Here is a 20,766-nt window from a genome sequence, read left to right on the forward strand (position 1 = left end):
GGTGGGTGACGGGTTTTCTGGATACGCCGGCGCCGGGTGCGGCGGTGGCGGAGGCGTTCTGGCTGGCGGTGACGGGTTCGGTGTTGTCGCCGCGGCGGGGGCCGTGCGTGACGCTGCTTCCGGAGAAGGGTGACGCCTATCTGCGGGCGCAGGTGGTGGGTGATTCCCCGGCGCGGGCGCATCTGGATCTGCACGTGGACGATCCGGGTGCGGCGGTGGGTGCGGTGGTGGCGCTGGGTGCGGTGGTGACGTTCGAGGAGCCGGGTCTGGTGGTGTTGCGTTCCCCGGCCGGTATCGCGTTCTGTCTGGTGCCGTGGGAGTACGAGCGGGAATTGCCGTTGCCGGTGCGGTGGGACGGTCCGCAGAGCAGCATCGTGGACCAGTTGTGCCTGAATGTTCCGGCGCCTTTCTACGCGCGGGAGTTGGTGTTCTGGTCGGAGGTGACCCGGTGGGAGCGGCGGGCCTCGGATCTGCCGGAGTTCACGTTCTTGGAGCCGCCGGCGCGGATGCCGGTGCGGTTGCTGGTGCAGCGCACCGGTGAGGGGCCGCCGGGGGTGCATGTGGATCTGGCGTGTGACGAGGTGGATGCCGAGGTCGCGAGGCATGTGGCGCTGGGGGCGTCGGTGGTGCGGCGGGTGCCGCGGGATTGGACGACGTTGCGGGATCCGGTGGGCCGGGAGTACTGCGTGACGGCCCGGTCCCCGTTTAAATGATCACTTCGGTGTGGTGGCGGGTTTCTGTCGGTGGGTGCTGGTAGAAAGAGGGCGCTCTCATACAGGCGTACGAAGGTGGTTGGGGATGGCGGCGCTGAGCGCGGAGGACATACAGGGCATCGAGACGGCTCTGGCGGCAGGGCGCAAGCCGAAAGTGCAGTTCACCGAGTCGGCCGGGCAGATCGCCGGGCAGATAGGTCAGGTGGTGGGCCTGACGGATCGGTCCGAGTCGGACGAGTTCGTGGTGGTGCGGTTCGGGCGTGACGAGCTGCCCTTCTCCCCCGGTGACCTGCAGATCGCCCCGCGCGGTGCGGTGGCGGCCAAGAAGGCCGTGCCGGCTGTGGCGCCACCGGCGGAGCCGGAGCTGACCGGCCCCGAATTCATGATCGACAAACCGCTGCCGCCGCAGCGCAAGGAGTCGCCGGCCCCCGCGAGGCCGGCGGCGGAGGGGACTGACGTGACGGCTCCGGCACCGCGCAAGGTGACGAAACCCGCGAAGGCCAAGCCGGGGCCGTCGCTGACGGTGACCCTGGCCTATGGCGACGGCGAGTGGACCGTGGCCGCGCAGCAGGGCGCGAAGTCCTTGGCCCGGCCCTACGTGATTCGCCCGGCCGAGGCCTTGAAGATCGTCTCGCTGGTCGACGTGCCGGGGGTGCAGGACGCCGTCGAGCAGATCATGACCGCGGAGCGGGCGGAGGCGCAGGCCCAGGCGGAGCGGTTGCGGGCCGAGTTGGCCGAGGTGGAGGCGAGACTGGCCGAGCTGACCTGAGGTCGCGGCCGGGCTCGTCAGTGGAAGTACTTGAGCCCGGCCACCCCGGCGATCACGAGCAGCAGGCAGAGCACGCGCGGGAGGTTGGCCGGCTCCCCCAGCGCGACCATGCCTACCAGGGCGGTGCCGACGGCGCCGATGCCGACCCACACGGCGTAACCGGTGCCGACCGGGATGGTGCGCAGGGCGTAACCGAGGCCCAGCATGCTGAGCACGACGGCGACGCCGAAGACGACGCTGGGGACAAGCTTGGAGAAGCCGGCGCTGCGTTCCAGGGCGATCGCCCAGACAGTTTCGAGCACGCCGGAGACGATCAGGACCAACCATGCCATGACGGACTCACCTCGTCGGCGGTCGTCTTGTCAGGCCGGGTACGACACGCAACTCGTCCGGGATGTCCGCGGGTGGCGGCATCGGTTTCGAGCGTACCCATCGGCGGCGTGGCCGGCAGCGGTGGTGGCTGATCTCACCACCCCCCCGGCGTTCCGGGTGGCTGGCGGCGGCGTGCCATCATGGCCGCCCTATGGATGCGACGACTACCTGGCGGGCGCCGCTGATCTGGCGTTTCCTGACCGCCCTCTCCCCCTGGCTGGTGGCGCCGCTGTGCCGGCTGCGGGTCAGCGGCGAGGTGCCCGAGGCGATGCGGGCCGGTCCGGTGATCCTGGCCGCCAACCATGTCAGCCCGTTCGACCCGGCCGTGCTGATCGTGGCCTGCCGCCGGGCCGGCCTGACGCCGCGGATCATGGCGACCGGCGGGGTGTTCCGGGTGCCGGTGGTGGGTGCGGTGATGCGCCGGTGCGGGCACATCCGGGTCGACCGCAACACCGCGCGGGCCGCGGACGCGTTGACCGGCGCGGCGGCGGCGCTGGCCGAGGGCTCGGCGGTGCTGGTCTATCCGGAGGGCCGGATCGGTCTGGACCCGTGGATGTGGCCGGAGCGCGGCAAGACCGGGGTGGCGCGGATGGCGGCGCTGTCGGGGGCGCCGGTGCTGCCGGTCGCGCAGTGGGGCACGCACGCGGTGATCCCGTACGAGGCGCCGAAACGGCTGGGCCGCGCCCTGCTCATGGCGCTGCTGCGGCGCCCGGTGGTGCAGGTGCGATTCGGGGAGCCGGTCGATCTGGGCGCGGCATCGGGAACCCCGGCTGCGTCGGACGCTCCGGCTGCGTCGGGCAATCCGGCTACGTCGGACGCTCCGGCGGAGCCGGGCGCCGCCGCGGTATCGGGCACCGCGGGGGCGCGGGCGATGCGGGCCACCCGACTGATCATGTCCGGGATCGATGATGCGCTGGCACCGCTGCGCGCAGACGAGATGCGGATGCCGAAAGTGGTCGATTCCAGCCGGCCGCGGGACATGTCGCGGGTGCGGCCGCGTCAGCTGCTGCCGTAGTCGTTGGTCTTGTCGCGGAACACCGCCACGTCGCCGAGCACTTCGATCCACCCGGCGGGGCCGTCGACCCGCAGGTAGGAGTCGGTCCACGACAGCCGGGTCCGCGGAAACTCGGCGCGGTAGGCGGCGAGCAGCCGGTCACCGGCGGGTGCGGCCAGGTCACCGGTGTGCGCCGCGAGCAGAGCGGTCACCTGCCGGCGGACCTTGTCGGCGAGTTCGGAGACGAGCAGCCCTTCCGGGTCGGGGAAGTCGCCGGCATCGTGACCGGGGCCCATCACGAGGTCGTCGGAGACGCCGGTGCTCAGCCGGGCCGCGACGCGTTCCTGCTCGGTGAGGGCCGCCAGCACGGCCCGGGTGGTGGCGCTGTTGGCGGGGTCGGCGCCGGTCAGGCTCGGTGTCATGCTGACCTGGTCGCCGCGGTAGGTGAGGTTGCGCGCCAGGTGTTCACCGCCGAGCTGCACCACGAACGGTGTGCTCGCCGCCGGCGTGCCGTAGACGGCGAGGTGCGCGTCCCCCGGCATCCGCCTCGTGACCTCGGCGTAGCCGCTGTCGCTGAGCGCCGCCTCCAGGACCTTGAGGGCGGCCGCGTGTTGCACCGGGCTCAGCTCGGCCAGGGCGATCCCCGGCCGCGGCACCGCCGACGCCGCATGATCCGACCACGTCTGCCGGCCCCGGTGGTCGCCGAGGGCCCGGTGGGCGCGCTCACGCCGCCCGGTGTCGAGGGTGGCCAGGAACGCGGCCGCCGCGGTGGCGACCTCGGCACTGTTCGCCCCGCCCGGGCCGTGGCCGGCGTCGTCCAGGGCCACGGCGGCGCGGGCGGCCACCGAACTGGCGGCGGCGCGCGGCAGGGGCTCGCGCGCGGGCTCCTCGGTGGTGTCGCAGGAGCCGACGGCGGCCAGGGCGGCCACGAGAACCAGTCCGACGCCTCTGCGCATCCGGACCTCCGGGATATCTAGGGATCAAAGCCCCATGACGGTACGGCAGATGGTCGTACCCCCGTGCCAGCATCCACGGCATGTCCCGCCAGCGGATCGCCGCCTCCTCCCGCACCGGCGACGGCCGCCGTCGCCCGGGCGCGCGGGTCGCCGGGCGAGAGTCCGGTGGCTCGGCCGTCCCCACCGATGGGCAACGCCGATGCCGCGCGTCAGGCCGTGCCGGCCGGCCGCACACGCTTCTCGAAGGCGAGCTGGTTGTACGGCGAGTCGCTGTAGTCGGCGATCTCGTGGTAACCGCCGCGCCGGTACAGGGCGATCGCCTCCGTCAGCGCGGTGTGCGTGCCGAGCCGGACCGTGCCGGCACCGTCGCGTGCCGCGCCCTGCTCCAGCCGCTCGAGCAGCAGCCGCCCCAGGCCCAGGCCGCGGGCCTCCGGCGCCACCCACAGGTGCCGGATCTCGGCGACGCCGGGGCCCAGACGGGTCCAGAGGCCGCAGCCCACCGGACGGCCCTCCTCGCCGGCCAGCAACTGCTCGCCGGTCACCGCGGCGGCCGGGGTCAGGCTCGCGGCGTCGTAGCCTTCGGGGAACCGCTCGTTCAGCTCCGCCGCGTAACGTCGCAGGCACTCCCGGGCCGTCTCCGTGGCCGGCGGGACGGCCGTCACGCGTACCGCTGCCAGCCGCAACAACCGCTGGACCCGCGCCTGCGCGGCGATGAGTTCGGCACGCTGCTCGTCGCTGAGCCCGCCGAGCAGCCCGGCGATCCGCTCCCGCGACCGGTCGTCGAGGTCGTCGCGTTCGCGCCGTCCCGTCGTGGTCAGCCGCGCCACCCGCACCCGGCCGTCAGAGGGGTGCGGCTCCACCTCGACCAGGCCCTGCTCCTCCAGCGCGCGCAGCAGCCGGCTCAGATAGCCGGAGTCCAGACCCAGCCGGGCCCGCAGCTCCCGCAGATCGCAGCCGTCCCCGATCTCGAACAGCAGCCGGGCCTGGCCCAGCGGCCGGTCCTGCCCCAGGTAGTTCTCGGAAAGCAGGTCCAGGCGGCGCGTGTAGTAGCGGTTGAAGTCCCGGAACCGCTCGATCTGGTCGGCCTCCATGCCGATGATGCTAACCCCGTCCTCTGACCCTGGTCAGAGAAATCCCCTCCATGTCGCGTGCGGCAGGTGCCGAGCCCTCACCCGCCCGCCCACCGGCGCCACCGCCACCTGCGACCGTGCCACCTGACCTGACCTGCCCCACAGCCCGCTTACCGGTGCCACCGCCACCTGCGACTCGGTGCCGACTGACTGCCCCACCCCACCGCCCGCCGGCCGGCGTCGCCACCACCTGCGACTCGGTGCCGACTGACTGCCCCACCCACACGCCGATCGGTGCCGCCGCATCGGCGACCGTGCCGAGGCCCGACCTGCCCGTTACCTGTTTCGTTCCCCAGCCGACCCCGCCCGCGCAACACTTTCCGTAGCCCTGCCGGTCTCGATGGCGCGCCGGACGCGCCGCCCATGGCGAGATGTTGATCTGCTAGCGATGCCAAATCGCGGTCAAAACCCCATGATCACAGCGATTTCGCATCGCTAGCAGATCAAACACCGCCACGCGGACCCAACGCAGCGGACCTCGGCGACGGCACGCAGCGGACGTCAACGCAGCCGAGCGCGGCGACAGCACGCAGCCGAGCGCGGCGACGGCGCGGTGCCGGACCGCCGCGGCCCTGCCGCGCTCCCCGCATCGAGCCCGTCGGATCACACTACGGGCGGCGCGCAGGGCGGTAGGTTGCCAGTACGGCACACAGCGAAGCGCGGAGGCGGCGATGGCGAAGCGGCGGTGGCGTGACCTGAGCCGGTCACAGAAGCGGACGATCATTGTGGTCGGGGTGGTGGAGACCGCCTTGAAGACGGCGATGGCCGTCGACCTCAAACGCCGCCCGGCGCAGCAGGTGCGTGGCCCGAAATGGTTGTGGGCCGGCAGCACTCTGATCAACTCCGGGGGTGTGGTCCCGATCGCCTACTTCCTGTTCGGCCGCATCCGGTGAGTGGCGCCGCCGTTTCTGCGAGACGTGACCCAGTGACAGGCTCGGACCGGGACCGCCGCACAGACCGGGACCTCCTCTCGGACCTGGGCCCGGGACGGGCCGGTGCCGATCACGCGCCGTCGAGGGTGCTGAACTGGATGCCGGCCAGCCGCCAGCCCGCAGGCGTCTCGACCCACGTCTGGCCGGCGCGGACGGTCAGCGCCATCCGCTGCCCGTGCCACGTCGAAAGGCTGCGCTGGACGCACCGGACGATTGCCGCGTGACCGTAGGAGCACACCTCGACGTCGCTGCTCACCAGGCTGGTGTAGGAGAAGTCGGCGAATTGGCCGAGCCACCGGGCTTTGTCGAGGACGTGGCCGCGCTCGCCGATGGACCGGAAGTCGTCGGCCAGCAACACGTCAAGCGCGCCGGTGTCGGCGCCCAGCTCGGCCGCGTCGAAAGCTTGATGGAGCCGATGGATGTGGGTGGTCACCAGCAGCTCCTGCCGTCCGTGGGGCGGGGTGTCACTCGTACCGGTACTTCAGGGCGTCGGCTTCCGTCTGCTCGATCTGGGCGATCGTCAGGTCCGGCATCCGCAGCTGGGCAAGCGTCACCTCGGCCGAGGTGGGCTGGGCGTCCGCCGGCAGCCACTGCTCCGGTTTCCAGACCCCGCCGCGCAGCAGCGCCTTCGGGCAGTGCGGGTAGACCTCCTCGATGCCCACGACCAGGGCACTGGCCGGCGGCTTACCCACGGCGGTCAGCTGCGACAGCAGCTCCGGGCGGGTGGAGACGCAGGCCCGGCCGTTCAGCCGCAGCGTCGTGGTGCGGCCCGGGATGACGAACATCAGACCGGCCCGGCCGGTCGCGATGACGTTCTGCAGGGTGTCCAGGCGCTTGTTGCCGGTCGCGTCCGGGATCGCCACCGTCCGGGCGTCCAGGACGGAGACGAACCCGGCCGGGCCGCCGCGCGGGGAGACGTCACAGTTGCCGGCGGCGTCCACGCTGGCGATCAGGACCAGCGACGAGCAGGCGATCAGCTGACGGGTCTGCTCGGTGAGTTCGGTCATCTGTTTGCGGACGGCGGCGGCGTTCGGCATGTCGTAGACCTGACGCAGCGCCTGCTGGTCGGGCACGGCGTCCAGGCGCAGCGAGTCGAAGGTGCTGGCGGCAACGGCTGACGTCATGTCACCGACCTTAATGGACCTGCCCGGCGGCGGTGTGCCCCCGCCGCGGCCGGCCGGCGCCGGCTCACTCCGGCTGGCGCTGGCGTTGCCGCAGGTAGGCGAGGACGGCCTCGCGGGTGGTGCGTACCCCGAAAAGTTGCCGGGCCTCCGCGATGCGCCGGTTCGCGGTGCGCAGGGAGAGGAACTCGGCGGCCGCGGCGGCGGCGATGGTGTCGCCGGAGGCGAGCCGGTCGAGCAGGGCGCGCTGCTCCGGGATCAGGTTGGCGATCACGTCGGAGCCGTCGACGGCGGTGTCGGCGCCGCGGTTGAGCGGGCCGAGCCGGGCCAGGTCGTCGACCAGGGCGCGCCCGGCGCTGGATTCGGCGTCGCAGATAGCGACGATGCCGGCTCCGCGGGCCGCGGCGAGCACGACCAGCCGGGCCGTCTCCAGGTCCTCGTCGTGGACGCGGCCGTGCAGGACGAGCTGGGCGGCGCCCACGTCCCAGGACGGGTCGGGCAGGGCGAAGCCGGACCGCGCGGTCCACCCTTCGCGGGCCAGGCGGCGCAGGACCGTGTCGGCCTCGGCCGAGTTGGCGACTACGTGGCGTGGTGCGTCGGGCAGATTGGTCACCGGCCGTCCTCGCTGTCATCGAAGGGGGCAGACCGCGCCGGGGGCGCGGTGAAGGCCAGGGCGGCAGCTTCGGTGCGGGTACGGGCGCCGAGCTTGCGCATGCTCGCGCGGATGTGGGTGTCGACGGTTTCCGCGGAGATGCCTAGCTGCCCGGCGATGCGGCGGGTCGGTTCACCGGCGGCGACCAAGCGCAGCACGTCGATCTCCCGCTGGGTGAGCCGGCCGTGGGAGCGGCGGCTGCGGGTGTCGCGGTGGATCTGGTGGCGGCGCAGCCCGCGGCGGGCCCGCCCGGCGAGCACGGTGAGGCCGGCCTGGTCGGCGAGTTGTTCGGCGCGCAGCAGCGCGGCGACGGCCCGGTCCCGGTCGGGTTCGGTCAGCCCGGCCGCGAGCAGGCAGCGGATCTGCTCGCGCAACGCCACCGGCCGCCAGGCGTCCGCGGCGGCCGCGAACCCGGTGCCCAGCGCCCACGCGGTCAGGGTGCGGCGGGCGGGGCCGGGCAGGTTGACCGGGATCTCCACCGGCCCGGGTACGCCCAGGTCGTGCGCCGCCCACCACCCGGTGACCGCGTGCAACCCGGCGAGCAGCCCGGTCACGCCGGCCGCGGGTGGCGGGACCGCCCGGTCCGGCTGCCCGTCCAGCCACGCCGCCTCCCGGGCCACCCACCCGGCCGCCGGGTGCGCGGCGGCGCGGCCGAGGCGGGCCCGTGCCGCGGCGAGCAGACCGGTGTCGGCTTCGATGAGGGCGGTGGCGGCCGTCGCGTACCCGAGGGCGTCGGCCGGGATGGCCAGGTCGGTGAGGTTCGCGGCCCGCCGCAGCACGCCTTCCGCGCCGTCCCAGTCAGGTTCCGGCGCGAGCCGGTCGCCCGACCCGAATTCGTCGGCCGGACCGGCTGGTCCGGCCGGCAGGACGGCGTCCGGTGACGACGCCGGCGGCACGGTCAGTGCGCCGAACGCGGTGTCCGGCGCCGCCGGTGGGCCGGCTCCGGGCGGTGCGGTGGGCGGCAGTCCCAGGTGGTGGCCGTGCAGGGCGAGCGCCCAGTCGGCCGCCGCGAGGAACCGGGTCTGCCAGCCGTAGGCGAGCGCCGCACCGGCAGCCGCCGCCGCGTGGGAGGCGGCGTGCGCCGATTCGACGAGCCGGCCGTCCGCGGCGAGGTGTTCCACGAGCAGCCACGCACTCCACCGCGTGATCAGCGGATCCCCGCCCGGGCCGGTGGCGCCGGTCGCCGAGTCACCGGAGGCCGAACCGCGCGCTGCGGATCCGGAAGCGGCCGCAACGGGCGTGCCGGCGAGTTCGGCGGGGCCGGACATCGAGGACGTCCCGGAAGCGAAGCCCGGACCGCCCGGTGCGGCGGCGGGGGCGTTCAGGCCGGGGCGTGAGGCCGGGCCGGGCGGGCGGCCGGTGGTCGTGACGGTGCCGAAGGCGGCCGCGGACAGGGCCTGTTCCCAGCCGGGCAGGCGGTGGGTGGCGCGCACCGCGGCCAGGGCGGCGGCGATGCCCGGCAGCGGGTCCGGGTGCCGGACGGCGATCTTGTCGGCGAGGTCGAGGGCGGCCATCGGTTCCAGCGTGAGGGCGGTCAGCAGCAGCACCCGGTCGCGGGCGGCGACGACGGGGACGGCGGCGGTGTCCGGGATCTGGCGCACGGCGTCGCGGGCCGCGGCGGTCTCGCCGGCCTGCAGCAGGGCCTCGCCGCGCAGCACGGCCGCTTCCAGGGCGAGGGTTGTCGCGGTCGGCGGGGTCAGCGCCAGGGGCCGCAGGACGGCGGCGGCGTCCAGGGGGCGGCCGGTGGCCAGGGCGGCGTCGGCGGCGGCGAGGCGTACCCGGGGGTCGGTGGTGGTGCCCAGGCCGCAGGCGAACAGCAGCAGTTCGGCGCGTTCGCCGCCGGTGGCGCGGTCGGCGGCGGACAGGGCGCGGCGGTAGGCGCCGTCGGTGTCGCCGGCGGCGGCGAGGTGCCGGGCCGACTCGGCGGGCGGGGTCAGGTCGGCGAGCCGGGTGTGCAGGTCGGTGCGGGCGGGGGCGTCGAGCAGCCCGGCCGCGGTTTCGGCCACGTAGGCCGACACCGGGACCAGTGAGCCGCCCGCCTCGGCCGTGACCAGGCCGGCGGCGAGCAGGTCGGCGGCGCCGGTGCCGAGTAGTTCGGCGCGGGCGGGGCGGCCGAGCAGGCCGAGCGCGGCCAGCGCGGTGCGGGCCGGCCGGGGCAGGTCGGCGAGGGCGGCGGCGATCGCGTACGCCACCTGGTCGATGTCCTCGCCCACCGGGGCGCGCCCGGCGGCAGCCTGCCGGGCCAGCGCGGTGATCGCCAGGGGGTTGCCGCCGGCGCGGGCCAGGACCGCGGCCAGGGCGGCGTCGTCGAGGCCGGCGGCGGTGGACCGGGCCAGGGCGGTGGCCGCGGCGGTGCCCAGCGGCGGGACGGGGAGCCAGGCGGTGGCGGCGGCGCGCAGGGCGTCGGCGGGCAGGCGATGCGGGGTACGCACGGCGACCAGCACCCGGCAGTGCCGGGCGATGTGCGGCAACGCGGCGAGGGTGGCCGGGTCGACGTGGTGCAGGTCGTCGAGGACGAGCAGGCCGCCGCGGACCCGGGAGCGCACCGCCTCGGCGAGCAGGTGCACGTCGTCGGCGGGCAGGCGGGCGCGCACCGCGCGGGACAAGGCCAGCGCGGGGACACCGGCGAGCATGGCGAGCCCGCCGCCGAGGTACGCCGGTCCCGGCACCGAGGCGGCGATCTTGCGTAGCAGGGTGCTGCGGCCGCAGCCGGGTGGTCCGGCGAGCACGACCAGCGCCGGCCCGTGGCGCAGTGCGTTACGGGCGGCCACCTCTGGCTCGTCCGCCACCTGCGCTCCTCCCCCTCACCGACCCGAACTCCCGCTACCCCGAACTCGCGCTGCCCCGGACCCCCGCTGTCCTCAGGCCCCGCTGTCCCGGGCCCCGGGACGCGCACTGGCACGAACTCGGGATCCCGGACCCGGCCCCCACGTCCGTAGGCTGTGGTGCGGGCAGGCGATCCGCCCTGCCGCGCGCCGGATGAAAGGTCCCTTCGTGACGACGACAGCCGCGGTACGCACATTGTCGCCGACGGTGCGGCCGGCTGACGAGTCGTGGTGAGCGGGCCCCTCACCACCGGCATCGCGACTCTCTGTCACGAGATCGTCACGAAAGTCTCCTCCGACGCTGGTGGCCAGGTACAACAGATCGGCGACCGTCTTGACGATCCGTTACGGGTGGCGATCGCGGGTCGCCTGAAAGCCGGAAAGTCGACACTAGTCAACGCTTTGATCGGCCGCCGGGTCGCCCCTACCGCCGCCGGTGAGTGCACCCGGGTGGTGACCCGGTTCCGCTACGGACCGGCCGACCGCATCGACGTCGTCACCCGCGATGGTAATCGGCACAGCCTGCCGCTGGACGAGGACGGCATGGTCCCGTCCCGGCTCGGGGTGCCCGCCTCCCGGGTCGCCCACGTCGACGTGACCCTGACCAGTGACCGGCTGCGTGACCTGACCGTTGTGGACACGCCCGGCCTGGCCTCCACCGACGCCGCCAGCAGCGGCCGCGCCGAGGAGGCGGTCGGCATCGACGCCGACTCGGCCGGTGAGGTCGCCGCCGCCGAGGCCGTCGTCTACGTCTTCACCCAGGCGGTCCGCGCCGACGACCGGCAGGCGCTGGAGGCGTTCCACACCGCGTCGGCACGGCTGGCGACCAGCCCGATCAACGCGATCGGCGTGCTCGGCAAGGCCGACACCCTGACCGGTGGCGCCGACGACCCGTGGCCGGTGGCCGGCCGGCTCGCCGGGCAGCAGGCGGGGCTGCTGGCCCGTACCGTCGGTGATGTCGTGCCGGTGGCCGCCCTGCTCGCCGAGACCGCCGAGGCGGGCCGGTTGACCGCCGCCGACCGGGACGCGCTGGCCCGGCTCGCCGCCCTGCCGGCCGCGACGCTGACGCTGCTGCTGGCCTCGGCCGACCTGTTTCGCAGCCGTCCCGCGCCGGTCTCCGCCGAGCAGCGGGAGCGGCTGCTGACCCGCCTCGACCTGTACGGCATCGGCTTCGCCTGCGCCCAGCTGGCCGCCGATCCGCGGCTGGGCACCGGTGAGCTGGTGCGGCGGCTGCTCGGCGCGTCCGGGTTCCCGCGGCTGCGCGACACCGTGGACCGGACGTTCCGCTGGCGCTGCGACGCGATCAAGGCCGGCTGGGCGCTGACCCGGTTGCAGCGTCTCGCCGGGTTCGCCGCGGACCCGCGCGACCGGGCGGCGCTGCGCGACGCACTGGAGCAGGCGCTGCGCGACCCGGCCTACCACCGGCTGCGGCTGCTCGACGCGGCGCAGCGGGCCGCGACCGGTGCGGTGGCGCTGCCGCAGCCCTGGGAGCAGGACCTGATCCGGCTGGCCACCGCCGACGACCCGCGCGTGGTGCTGGGCCTGCCGGACGCCGGCGACGACGAGCTGGCCGCCGCGGCGATCGCGGCGGCCGGGCGCTGGCGGGCGTGGGCCTTCGACGGCGCCGGCCCGGCACAGGCGCGCATCGCGCAGGTCGCGTCCCGCGGCTTCCACCTGCTGGCGCGCGAGGTCTCGACGAAACCCGCCGGGGAGCCGGCGACCGGGACGACGACCGGGGAGGTACGCCCGTGCAGGACCTGACCGTCGTGCTGGACACCGCCGTCCGCGACACCCTCGCCTATCTGCGCACCGCCGACCCGGACGCGGCCGGTGAGCTCGCCGAGTTGCGCCGAGCCCACCTGGTCCGGCCCGGCGTGGTCGTGGTCGGCGAGACCAAGCGCGGCAAGAGTTCCCTGATCAACGCGCTGCTCGGGGTGCCCGGGCTGTCCCCGGTCGACGCCGCCGTCACCACCGCCGCCTACCTCGACTTCGTGCCCGGCGACGCCTTCTCGGCCCGGGCCTGGCTGCCCGGCGGCGAGGAGGTCCCGGTCGACGACCTGGCCACCTGGGCCACCGGCAAGCAGCGCGCCCGGCGCATCGAGGTCACCCACCCGGCGCCGCTGCTGCGATATCTGAGCCTGCTCGACACCCCGGGCGCGGGTGGCCTGGACCCGGCGCACGCCACGATCGCCCTGGCCGCGGTGCGCCGCGCCACCGCCCTGCTGTTCGTCGCCGACGCCTCCGCGCCGCTGTCGAAACCGGAACTGGACTTCCTGACCGCCGCCACCGAACGGGTCGACGCCGTCGTGTTCGCCCTCACCAAGATCGACGCGTATCCGCAGTGGCGGGCCATCGCCGAGGACAACCGGGAGCTGCTGCGCGCGCACGCGCCCCGGTTCGCCGACGCGCCGTGGTTCCCGGTCTCGGCCCGCCTGGCGGAACTGGCCCTGGGCGGCGTGGACGAGCTGCTCGAGGAGTCCCGGGTGGTCGGGCTGCAGCACGCGCTCATCGAACTCGCCGGCCGCGGCCACCAGCTGCGGCTGGCCAACGTGCTGCGCGCGGCCCGCGGTGACCTGGCCCGGCTGCACGACAACGCCGAGGCCCGGGTCCGCGCGGCCGCCGCCGACCCGGCGTCGCAGGCGCAGGCCCGCGCCGAACGCAACGCCCTGGCCGGGCGCAAACGCACCGAGGCCCGGCAGGCGACGCTGCGGTTGTCCACCGAGATCCAGCGGGCCCGGGTGGCGACCGTCGGGCACCTGCGCACCCGGATCGGCGAGGTTCAGCACGTCCTGGCCGAGCGGATCGACGCGACCGGCACCGACGGGCTGCCCGACGAGGTCGACACCCAGTTGCAGGCGATCGCCGCCGAGGTGTCCGAACGGCTGGAGGACACCTCCCGGGAGATCGCCGAACGGATCCTGGTCGAGACGAACAGCGCCACCATCAGCCTGCGGCACCGGGTGACCACCCAGCCGCCGCGCGGCGGGTCCGGCGACAACGTGCTCATCGCGCTCTCCGCCGGTGGGATCGCCCTGGTCGCCGGGCGCGGCGCGGCCCTGGGGATCGCCGCGCTCGGCGGGGCCGGTGGCCTGCTGCTGCCGTTCGCCGGGATCGGCCTCGGGCTCGCCGCGGGCGGGTACGTGCTCTACCGCCGGCGCGTGCACAACGACCGCCGGCAGGCACAGACCTGGTTGCGCGACGTGCTCGCCGAGGCCCGGGCCGCGCTCGGTGACGAGGTCACCCAGCGGTTCACCGACCTGCAGTACACGTTGTCGGTGGCGCTGGACGACGCCATCGAACGGCGGCTGCGTGAGCTGGACGCGCACATCGCCGAGATCGACGCGGCCGCCGCCGAGGACGCCGCCGGGCGTGCCCGGCGGCGGGCCGCCGCACAGCAGGAACGGGACGCGGCCGCCACCCGGCTGCGGCAGGCCGACGAGGCGCTGCTGCGGGCCCGGGCACTGACACCCGCACCGATCGACGACGACCGGGAGACGATCGCATGACCGACCACTGGGACGACCACTTCGACCACGACTTCGACGACGCGCACCGCCCCGGCGAGGGGCCTGCCTTCGACGAACCCGGCTTCGACGACCCGCATGCCGCGGCGCAGACCGGTGCCGCGGCGGATGACCACTTCGATCTGCCCGGGACACCGGAGCTGCCGCACTTCGATCCGCCGGACACACCGGACCTGCCGGACGTCGCGGACCCGCCCGACGAGGTGCCGGCGGACGACCCGTTCCCGCCGGCGCTGGAGCTGGGTGACCTGCCGGAACCCGTGGACGGCTTCCCGTGGATCGACACCGCCACCCTGGGCACCCCGGACACCGGTGGCTTCACCCCGCCGCTGGACCCGGTCACCCCGGAGGAACTCGCCGCGTACGCCCACACCGGCGGCCCCGCCGACTGGGCCGCTCTGGCCGACAGTGACGACCCGGCGACCAGTGCCCTCGCGCGCTGGTGGACTCCGGATGAACAGTGATCCACATCTCCCCATCGCGGCCGGTGGGTGACATCATGTGCGCGCACAAATCGACTTCTGGGAGCGCACGTGACCGGCACACAGACCCCCGTCCCGGCGGGTAGACGAGAACGCACCGGCTGGTACTTCTACGACTGGGCCAACTCGGCGTTCTCCACCACGGTCATCACGGTGTTCCTCGGCCCGTTCCTCACCAGCGTCACCGAACAGGCTGCCGGCTGCGCCATCGACGCCGACGAGTGCAACGGCATGGTCCACCCGTTCGGGATCCCGGTCGCCGCGGGCTCCTACTACGCGTACCTCGTCTCGCTCTCGGTGCTGCTCACCGTCTTCGTCCTGCCTGTCATGGGCGCCATCGCCGACCGGGCGCCGCGCAAGAAGCCGCTGCTCGCCGGCGCCGCGTTCCTCGGCGCGACCGCCACGATCAGCATGGCCTTCGTGACCGGTGACCGCTATCTGCTGGGCGGCCTGCTGTTCCTGATCGCCAACATCGCGTTCGGCGCGGCGATCGTCGTCTACAACTCGTTCCTGCCGCAGCTGGCCGGCCCCGACGACCGCGACCGGATCTCCAGCCGGGGCTGGGCGATCGGTTACCTCGGCGGCGGTGTGCTGCTGGCCCTGAACCTGGTCGCGGTCATCGTGCTCAGCGAGGACGGCAACCCGCAGCGCACCCTGGACCTGGCCCGCTGGTCGATCGTGTCCGCCGGTGTGTGGTGGGCGGCCTTCACCGCCGTACCGCTGCTCTGGCTGCGGGAACGCCCCGGCACCGAGTCGTCCGCAGCCAAGGGCAACGTGCTGACCGACGGGTTCAAGCAGCTCGGGCACACGATCAAGGCGATGCGGGCGTACCCGTTGACGATCTTCTTCCTCGGCGCCTACCTGATCTACAACGACGGCATCCAGACCGTGATCGCGCTGGCCAGCCAGTTCGGCACCGAGGAACTCAAACTCGACCAGTCCACCCTGATCATCACGATCCTGATCGTGCAGTTCCTCGCGTTCGGCGGCGCCCTACTGCTCGGCGCGCTCGCCACCCGGATCGGCGCGCGCAAGACGATCCTGCTCAGCCTCGCGCTGTGGCTGGTCGTGGTCACCGCCGCCTACTGGCTACCCGAGGGCGAACCGCTGCCGTTCATGCTGCTCGGCGCCGGCATCGGCCTGGTCATGGGCGGCAGCCAAGCCCTGTCCCGGAGCCTGTTCTCGCAGCTCATCCCTGCCGGGCGGGAAGGCGAGTACTACGGCTTCTACGAGATCAGCGACAAGGGCACCAGCTGGCTCGGCCCGCTCTTCTTCGGCCTGATCTTCCAGCTGACCAACAGTTACCGCGCCGGCATTGTCTCGCTGATGGTGTTCTTCCTGGTCGGCGGCGTCCTGCTGGCCTTCGTGCCGCTGCGCCGCGCCATCACCGCTGTCGGCAACACACCTCCCAAGCTGCTCTGAACCGGGCACCGTGCCGCAGACTGCCCGGATGGACATCACGATCGACCCGGCGTCCCCGGCACCGCCCTACGAACAGGTCCGGCTGCGCATCGCGGCGCTGGCGGCCGCCGGGGACCTGCCCGCCGGCACCCGGCTGCCCTCGGTGCGGCAACTCGCCGCCGATCTGAACCTGGCAGCGAACACGGTGGCCCGCGCCTACCGGGAGCTGGAACACGCCGGCCTCGTCGAGACCCAGGGCCGCAACGGCACGGTGATCACCGCCCGCGCCGCGGGCACCTCGCTGCTGGCGCAGCAGGCCGCCGCCGACTACGCGGCACGGATCCGGGCCCTGGGCATCCCGGCGGACCAGGCGCTGGCGCTGGTCAAGGCCGCTTTGACTTCTTGAGTACGGCTGGAGCGACGTCCCGTCCCTTCACTGAGCCGCCCGGGCGTTCCGTTCCTTCCGGCGAGGCGCGGCGCGATGATCAGGTCGGGGCGGGTGCGTCAGGGCCACTGGTCGTTCTCACGATCCACGTCGGGGATCGGCCCGAGAATGACCCATCCGGGGGTGAGCGACCGGACGCCGCGGAACCCACGGTCCTTCGCCCACGCCGCTGGGTCCGTGTCGCCGGGCGCGTGCATGATCGTGTAGCGCGGCGGGTCCTGCATGAAGAGCCGGAAGAACGTGCGCCCCGGGTCCTTCGACTGATGCACGATCAGGTTGACGTCCGGCAGCGCCTCGTAGGTCGCTCGGTCCCGTGCGGTGGTGGGCTCGCAGGCGTCGCGGACGCAGATCAACGCCCGGGTCCAGGAGATGCGCGGGGCCCGCGGGTGAGCGGCCACCAGCTCCTGCATCCGGGCGTCGGCCTGGGCGAAGGCCTCCGGCGAACGATCGAATTCCGACTCCAGCCGGTCGAACCGCTTCTTGTCGAACCCGCTGCCGAAGTGCAGCTCCAGAGCGCCGAGGACGGCGACCCGCCAGCCCACCACGAGCGCCGCCACGACGATGAGCGTGACGAGCACGATCCGGACCGGCGAGCGTCGTCCCCGGCGCTGCTGCTTCACCGCGTCAGGTTCCGGTGAATCAGAACGAGCCACTGATGGGGACTTCGACGTCCGCCACCGCGATCGCCGGGGGGTACTTCCCGTTGAACCGGTCATAGTGCTGGAGCGTAAACCAGTCGATGAAACCGTAATTCGTGATCTCGTCGTCGGCGTCGAGCCCGAAATGATCGTACGAGTGGAAGAGCAGCGTCCCGGAGAAGGTATTTCCGGTGATCACATAGTTCTTCAGTTCGATCGTGTGCCCGTGGAACTGGTGAATGGCGATGGAGAGGGCCCGCTGGTTGGCGTTGGTAAGGGAGAAGTCGTACACCGGATACTGCAGGCCGCTGCTGTCGAACAGCTGATACAGCAGGTTCAGGTTGAGATCGTCCTGGACCTGGAACTGCGCGATGCCGCCCAGATTATTCGTGATCGACTGGACGATGATTCCCTTCGCCTTGTCGATGTAGCTCTGCTCCTGCGGCGAGGCCGCGACCGCCCGCGACAGCGCGGTGCCGGAGCCGACCTGGAGGTACTTGGCGGGGTCGTAGTTGTCGTCCACGTCGACGGTGCCCGCGCTCTGCCCGTTGCGGCCGTAGCGGAAGGCGTTGCGGAGGTCGTCCACCGCCTGCTGGTTGTCGGCGGCCGCGCCGAGCTTGCCGATGTTCATGATGTCGTTGAACTCGGCCCACATGAGGAACTCGGGCGTGATCCGGGCGACCCAGAAATCCCAGCCCAGATCGGTCAGCTCGCCGAAGGTGTAGTCGTTGAACGTCAGGTCGTCCGCCACCTGCGGGCTCGGCGGAACCTGGAAGTTCTCCGGGTCGGGCTCCTTACGCCGGCCTTCCCGGTTCTGGGACTGGTGGATCAGCATGGACACCGGGTCGGCGGCGAGGGGCTGCCGGTCGGCGGCGTCGCGGGCCCCGTCGCCGTCGGTGTCCTGCCTCAGCGGATGCGAGGCCAGCCTGGCGTAGACCAGCTCCTGCGAGCCGGGCAGCTCGTCGGTGACGATCCGGACCTCGGTGCCGTCGGTGAGTGAGTCGCCATCGGTGTCCGCGTTGTTCGGGTCCAGTGCGCCGAGCGGCACCCCGTTGCCCTGCCGGAGCCGCCCGGACCGGCTCTCGTTCTCGTAGTGGTCGCTGACCCCGTCACCGTCGGTGTCCACCGAACCCGCACGGGCGGTCCGATCCCAGACCTCGTCGAAAACGCGGCTGTCGAGCACCACGTACTTGGCGGCGGTCGCGGTGGTGGCCGTGATCGTGCCGCCGTTGATCCGCTGGCCCTCGACCTTCACCAGCCGCTGTGACGTGTCGTCGTAGCGGTAGACGGCGGGCCTGACGTCCGCTCCCATCCGTGCGGGGTCGACCGTGAAGGTCATCGTCGCCGGGGCGAACCGGCCGTCGACCGAGAACTCGTAGCCGTTGCCGAGGTGACCCGGGGTGGACGCCGGGAACTGCGGCTGATCGGCCGGGAGCTCAGTGATCCGGAATGTCGGCACCTGGCGGGCGCCGAGATCCTTGATCGTGGCCGAGGCCGCGGTGGCGCCGGCAGTGGTGGACCGCGTCACGTCGAACGCGGCCTGCGCGGCACGGGGGTCCGATGTGATCCGCGCTTCCTGGCCGTCGTCCACGCCGTCACCGTCGGTGTCGGGCTTGACCGGGTTCGTGCGCCGGGTCAGTTCCTGCCCGTCGGCCAGCCCGTCGCGGTCGGTGTCCGCCCCGGTGAGCGCGGTCCGCAACCGCACCTCACGCTGGTTCGTCACCTTGTCGCCGTCGGTGTCCTCGCTGCCGTCCCGGGCGCCGTCACCGTCGCTGTCCGCCTTCGAGGGGCTGGTGCCGGTGCCGAGTTCGAGGAAGTCGGAGAGGCCGTCGCGGTCGGTGTCCGCACTTCTCGGGTTGAGCTTCGCGCGCTGTTCCATGTCGTCCGGGAGCCCGTCGCCGTCGGTGTCCTGCGTCGGCTGCGCCCCGCCCTTCGCGAACGTCGCCCACATGGGCGTGTACGCGGCTGTCCTGCCGTCCTGCGCGCGGTACCAGAGGGTCGAGGTGGTGCCCGCCTCGATCAGCTTGTCCGCCGGGTCGTTCTGGATCGTCGCGCGCAAGCCCCGCGGGGCGTCCAGCTTCGCCGCCGCGGTCGCCGTGATCCGGTCCGGTGACTCGAACGACAGCGACCAACCGTCGATGTCGTCGCCGGAGAGGTTCTTGATCTCCAGCTGCGCGATGTAGGAGCCCGCCGGCACGGTGTCGCGCAACGTCCGCGGCACTGAGCTCCACTGCGGATCGCCCGCCGCGAGCCGCCGGTAGGACACGTCGACCGTGGCGTCCCGGTAGATCGTCTCCCCGGGGGCCGGGCTGGCGCCGGGGCCCGCGACGGCGGGCGCCGCGGTGGCGACCATGAGTATCGAGGTGCCGAACGAAAGGCCGAGCCGATGGAGGTACTGAGAAGTACGCACACTTTCCTCCCCGTGCTTGGAATGTGGTCGCGCCCGGACCGCCGAATGGGCGTGGCGTGACCGACTCAAGGTAGGGCGGCGGTGAGGTCAATGCGACCCCATGACATTGATGACAGTCAAATCTTGACCCCCTATGGTGGATCACGTATAGCGGGCCGTCTGTCAAGTGGTTCCGTGTGAACCGTGAGTGATGCCGGACTGCGCCGGGAGGCGATCAGTGATGTGCGTCACGTGCTGAATAACAGCTGGTTTCATGGAAACTGGTCAATACGACGTCTTTTAATCGACCCGTGACTAAAAGATTCCGAAAATCTGCCGGCGGGCTCAATTCGCTGCGGCGACGCCCGGTTCGTCGCGGCGGCGGGACGCGAGCCCGCCGATCAGCAGGGCGGCCGCCAGCAGCACGGCCAGCACCGGCAGGGACTTCTGCCAGGTGGCGTGGTACATGCCGCAGGTGGCCGCGTCCTGTCCCACGCAGCTGGCCGGCGGGCGGTAAATGATCCAGTCACCGGCCACCCAGGCGACGAGGTGGGTGGAGAGCTGGAAACGGCCGGTCGGCACGGCCCAGCCGATCGCCTCGGCGAGCAGCCACAGCAGCAGCGCACCCGCGCCCACACCGGCGGTGGGCAGCGCGAACCGGCGCGCGACGGCGGCTGTCGCGAACCCCAGGGCGGCGCCGAGCACGGCCAGGGCGACGGCACGGGTGGCGAGGGCCGGGTCGATCGAGGCGTCGGTAGCGGGGTGCACGCTGTGGTACCCGTACCACAGAAAGGCACTGAGCGTGAGCACCAGAATCGCGCCGCCGCCCGCGGACAGAAGCATCGCTCGCGTCAGCGAGCGCACGAGGACACCGACGGTGAGGGACCACAGCAGCAACAAGATCCCGGCGGTCTGCATGGTCTGCTCGATCTCGCCCAGGTCGTCGACGTACTCCTGACTACCTGCGGACGCGGCGGAGACCCACCCGAAGCCCAGCGCCACGACCAGGACGAGCGTGCTGATGAGGATTCTGCGGGTGGTCTGCACACTCCCAGTGTGCGACCGGCGGTCCAGTGTTCAGCCGAAAGCCGCCGCCATGACGAGCAGGCTCGCCGCGCCCGCCAGCAACGTCGACAGGGTGCCCGCCCAGAACGCCGACGCGACCACGCGCGACATCGGGATCGCGACCAGCGAGGACACCACCATCAGGCCCAGCCACAGCGGCGCACCCCAGGTCAGGCCGATGGTGAAGACCATTTCCGTGGTGACGCACCAGCTGGGCGCGTCCGTGCAGTCGCGGCCGCCGGTCAGGATCTCCGACTGCGTGATCAGCACCCCGGCAGTGATCACGATGCACCAGCCGACAGCGATCAGAATGGTGGTGTCCAATGGCGCACGTCGATCGGTCACTCGTCTCCCCCGT

20 protein-coding genes and 1 riboswitch are annotated in these 20,766 nt (G+C 72.9%); of the genes, 9 read left to right on the forward strand and 11 right to left on the reverse strand.

What is annotated here, in order from left to right; translation table 11 throughout:
* Window positions 1–5 precede the first annotated feature (5 nt).
* Both LPA41_RS31930 and LPA41_RS31935 read left to right on the forward strand, forming a co-directional pair.
* A complete protein-coding gene (locus LPA41_RS31930) occupies window positions 6–713 on the forward strand; it encodes a VOC family protein (protein WP_229074828.1) in 708 nt (235 codons plus the stop codon).
* 85 nt (window positions 714–798) lie between these two features.
* A complete protein-coding gene (locus LPA41_RS31935) occupies window positions 799–1,482 on the forward strand; it encodes a hypothetical protein (protein WP_229074829.1) in 684 nt (227 codons plus the stop codon).
* 17 nt (window positions 1,483–1,499) lie between these two features.
* Here LPA41_RS31935 and LPA41_RS31940 read toward each other — a convergent pair whose 3' ends face one another.
* Entirely contained in the window at window positions 1,500–1,814 is a 315-nt protein-coding gene (locus LPA41_RS31940; protein WP_229074830.1) for a multidrug efflux SMR transporter, read from the reverse strand.
* A gap of 15 nt (window positions 1,815–1,829) precedes the next feature.
* A riboswitch (guanidine-III (ykkC-III) riboswitch) is annotated at window positions 1,830–1,899 on the reverse strand.
* A 106-nt stretch (window positions 1,900–2,005) separates the two neighbouring features.
* Here LPA41_RS31940 and LPA41_RS31945 point away from each other — a divergent pair.
* Entirely contained in the window at window positions 2,006–2,869 is an 864-nt protein-coding gene (locus LPA41_RS31945; RefSeq protein ID WP_229074831.1) for a 1-acyl-sn-glycerol-3-phosphate acyltransferase, read from the forward strand.
* Here LPA41_RS31945 and LPA41_RS31950 read toward each other — a convergent pair.
* Together LPA41_RS31950 and LPA41_RS31955 are read right to left on the reverse strand one after the other, a co-directional pair.
* Entirely contained in the window at window positions 2,854–3,804 is a 951-nt protein-coding gene (locus tag LPA41_RS31950) for a DUF3500 domain-containing protein (RefSeq protein WP_229074832.1), read from the reverse strand. The genes LPA41_RS31945 and LPA41_RS31950 overlap by 16 nt on opposite strands.
* A gap of 209 nt (window positions 3,805–4,013) precedes the next feature.
* Window positions 4,014–4,895, reverse strand: a complete 882-nt coding sequence (locus LPA41_RS31955) for a MarR family winged helix-turn-helix transcriptional regulator (protein WP_229074833.1) — start codon at window positions 4,893–4,895, stop codon at window positions 4,014–4,016.
* A 710-nt stretch (window positions 4,896–5,605) separates the two neighbouring features.
* Here LPA41_RS31955 and LPA41_RS31960 point away from each other — a divergent pair.
* Complete coding sequence (locus LPA41_RS31960; protein ID WP_229074834.1) at window positions 5,606–5,827, forward strand: hypothetical protein; 222 nt, start codon at window positions 5,606–5,608, stop codon at window positions 5,825–5,827.
* Window positions 5,828–5,936: 109 nt separating this feature from the next.
* On the opposite strand, the gene LPA41_RS31965 is transcribed toward LPA41_RS31960, so the two are convergent.
* The 4 genes from LPA41_RS31965 to LPA41_RS31980 all read right to left on the reverse strand — a co-directional run bounded on the left by LPA41_RS31965 (window position 5,937) and on the right by LPA41_RS31980 (window position 10,428).
* Entirely contained in the window at window positions 5,937–6,299 is a 363-nt protein-coding gene (locus LPA41_RS31965; protein WP_229074835.1) for a nuclear transport factor 2 family protein, read from the reverse strand.
* A 31-nt stretch (window positions 6,300–6,330) separates the two neighbouring features.
* Window positions 6,331–6,990 (reverse strand): MSMEG_1061 family FMN-dependent PPOX-type flavoprotein, encoded by a 660-nt coding sequence (locus LPA41_RS31970; protein WP_229074836.1) that lies wholly within the window; start codon window positions 6,988–6,990, stop codon window positions 6,331–6,333.
* A 64-nt stretch (window positions 6,991–7,054) separates the two neighbouring features.
* Window positions 7,055–7,600, reverse strand: a complete 546-nt coding sequence (locus LPA41_RS31975) for a LuxR family transcriptional regulator (RefSeq protein ID WP_229074837.1) — start codon at window positions 7,598–7,600, stop codon at window positions 7,055–7,057.
* Window positions 7,597–10,428 (reverse strand): LuxR C-terminal-related transcriptional regulator, encoded by a 2,832-nt coding sequence (locus LPA41_RS31980; RefSeq protein ID WP_229074838.1) that lies wholly within the window; start codon window positions 10,426–10,428, stop codon window positions 7,597–7,599. Before LPA41_RS31980 ends, LPA41_RS31975 begins: the two co-directional genes overlap by 4 nt.
* A gap of 267 nt (window positions 10,429–10,695) precedes the next feature.
* On the opposite strand from LPA41_RS31980, the gene LPA41_RS31985 reads away from it, so the two are divergent.
* The 5 genes from LPA41_RS31985 (at window position 10,696) to LPA41_RS32005 (ending at window position 16,277) form a co-directional block, all read left to right on the forward strand.
* The gene (locus LPA41_RS31985) at window positions 10,696–12,225 is read left to right on the forward strand and encodes a dynamin family protein (RefSeq protein ID WP_229074839.1); all 1,530 of its coding nucleotides are present in this window, start codon (window positions 10,696–10,698) and stop codon (window positions 12,223–12,225) included.
* Complete coding sequence (locus tag LPA41_RS31990; RefSeq protein WP_229074840.1) at window positions 12,213–13,970, forward strand: dynamin family protein; 1,758 nt, start codon at window positions 12,213–12,215, stop codon at window positions 13,968–13,970. Before LPA41_RS31985 ends, LPA41_RS31990 begins: the two co-directional genes overlap by 13 nt.
* Window positions 13,967–14,452 carry a hypothetical protein gene (locus LPA41_RS31995; protein ID WP_229074841.1) on the forward strand — a complete coding sequence of 162 codons (486 nt, stop codon included), beginning with the start codon at window positions 13,967–13,969 and terminating at the stop codon, window positions 14,450–14,452. The genes LPA41_RS31990 and LPA41_RS31995 overlap by 4 nt, the downstream gene beginning before the upstream one ends.
* Window positions 14,453–14,521: 69 nt before the next feature.
* The gene (locus LPA41_RS32000; protein WP_229074842.1) at window positions 14,522–15,892 is read left to right on the forward strand and encodes an MFS transporter; all 1,371 of its coding nucleotides are present in this window, start codon (window positions 14,522–14,524) and stop codon (window positions 15,890–15,892) included.
* Between the two features lie 28 nt (window positions 15,893–15,920).
* Window positions 15,921–16,277, forward strand: coding sequence for a GntR family transcriptional regulator (locus tag LPA41_RS32005; protein ID WP_229074843.1), 357 nt, complete (start codon window positions 15,921–15,923; stop codon window positions 16,275–16,277).
* Between the two features lie 98 nt (window positions 16,278–16,375).
* Here LPA41_RS32005 and LPA41_RS32010 read toward each other — a convergent pair whose 3' ends face one another.
* The 4 genes from LPA41_RS32010 to LPA41_RS32025 form a co-directional block, all read right to left on the reverse strand.
* Window positions 16,376–16,936 carry a hypothetical protein gene (locus tag LPA41_RS32010; RefSeq protein WP_229074844.1) on the reverse strand — a complete coding sequence of 187 codons (561 nt, stop codon included), beginning with the start codon at window positions 16,934–16,936 and terminating at the stop codon, window positions 16,376–16,378.
* Window positions 16,937–16,955: 19 nt separating this feature from the next.
* Complete coding sequence (locus tag LPA41_RS32015; protein WP_229074845.1) at window positions 16,956–19,364, reverse strand: DUF3289 family protein; 2,409 nt, start codon at window positions 19,362–19,364, stop codon at window positions 16,956–16,958.
* A gap of 324 nt (window positions 19,365–19,688) precedes the next feature.
* Entirely contained in the window at window positions 19,689–20,390 is a 702-nt protein-coding gene (locus LPA41_RS32020; protein ID WP_229074846.1) for a hypothetical protein, read from the reverse strand.
* Between the two features lie 30 nt (window positions 20,391–20,420).
* On the reverse strand, window positions 20,421–20,732 hold the full coding sequence (locus LPA41_RS32025; protein ID WP_229074847.1) for a hypothetical protein: 312 nt from the start codon (window positions 20,730–20,732) through the stop codon (window positions 20,421–20,423).
* Window positions 20,733–20,766: the final 34 nt, after the last annotated feature.

The organism is Actinoplanes sp. DH11, assembly GCF_020873875.1.
Lineage (GTDB): Bacteria > Actinomycetota > Actinomycetes > Mycobacteriales > Micromonosporaceae > Actinoplanes.

Excerpts from the sequence above, each read along its gene's own strand:
- LPA41_RS31955 (WP_229074833.1), bottom strand. The coding sequence starts at position 4,895 with ATGGAGGCCGACCAGATCGAGCGGTTCCGGGACTTCAACCGCTACTAC.
- LPA41_RS31995 (WP_229074841.1), top strand. The coding sequence starts at position 13,967 with ATGACCGACCACTGGGACGACCACTTCGACCACGACTTCGACGACGCG.
- LPA41_RS31960 (WP_229074834.1), top strand. The coding sequence starts at position 5,606 with ATGGCGAAGCGGCGGTGGCGTGACCTGAGCCGGTCACAGAAGCGGACG.
- LPA41_RS31935 (WP_229074829.1), top strand. The coding sequence starts at position 799 with ATGGCGGCGCTGAGCGCGGAGGACATACAGGGCATCGAGACGGCTCTG.
- LPA41_RS31945 (WP_229074831.1), top strand. The coding sequence starts at position 2,006 with ATGGATGCGACGACTACCTGGCGGGCGCCGCTGATCTGGCGTTTCCTG.
- LPA41_RS32005 (WP_229074843.1), top strand. The coding sequence starts at position 15,921 with ATGGACATCACGATCGACCCGGCGTCCCCGGCACCGCCCTACGAACAG.
- LPA41_RS31970 (WP_229074836.1), bottom strand. The coding sequence starts at position 6,990 with ATGACGTCAGCCGTTGCCGCCAGCACCTTCGACTCGCTGCGCCTGGAC.
- LPA41_RS31940 (WP_229074830.1), bottom strand. The coding sequence starts at position 1,814 with ATGGCATGGTTGGTCCTGATCGTCTCCGGCGTGCTCGAAACTGTCTGG.
- LPA41_RS31950 (WP_229074832.1), bottom strand. The coding sequence starts at position 3,804 with ATGCGCAGAGGCGTCGGACTGGTTCTCGTGGCCGCCCTGGCCGCCGTC.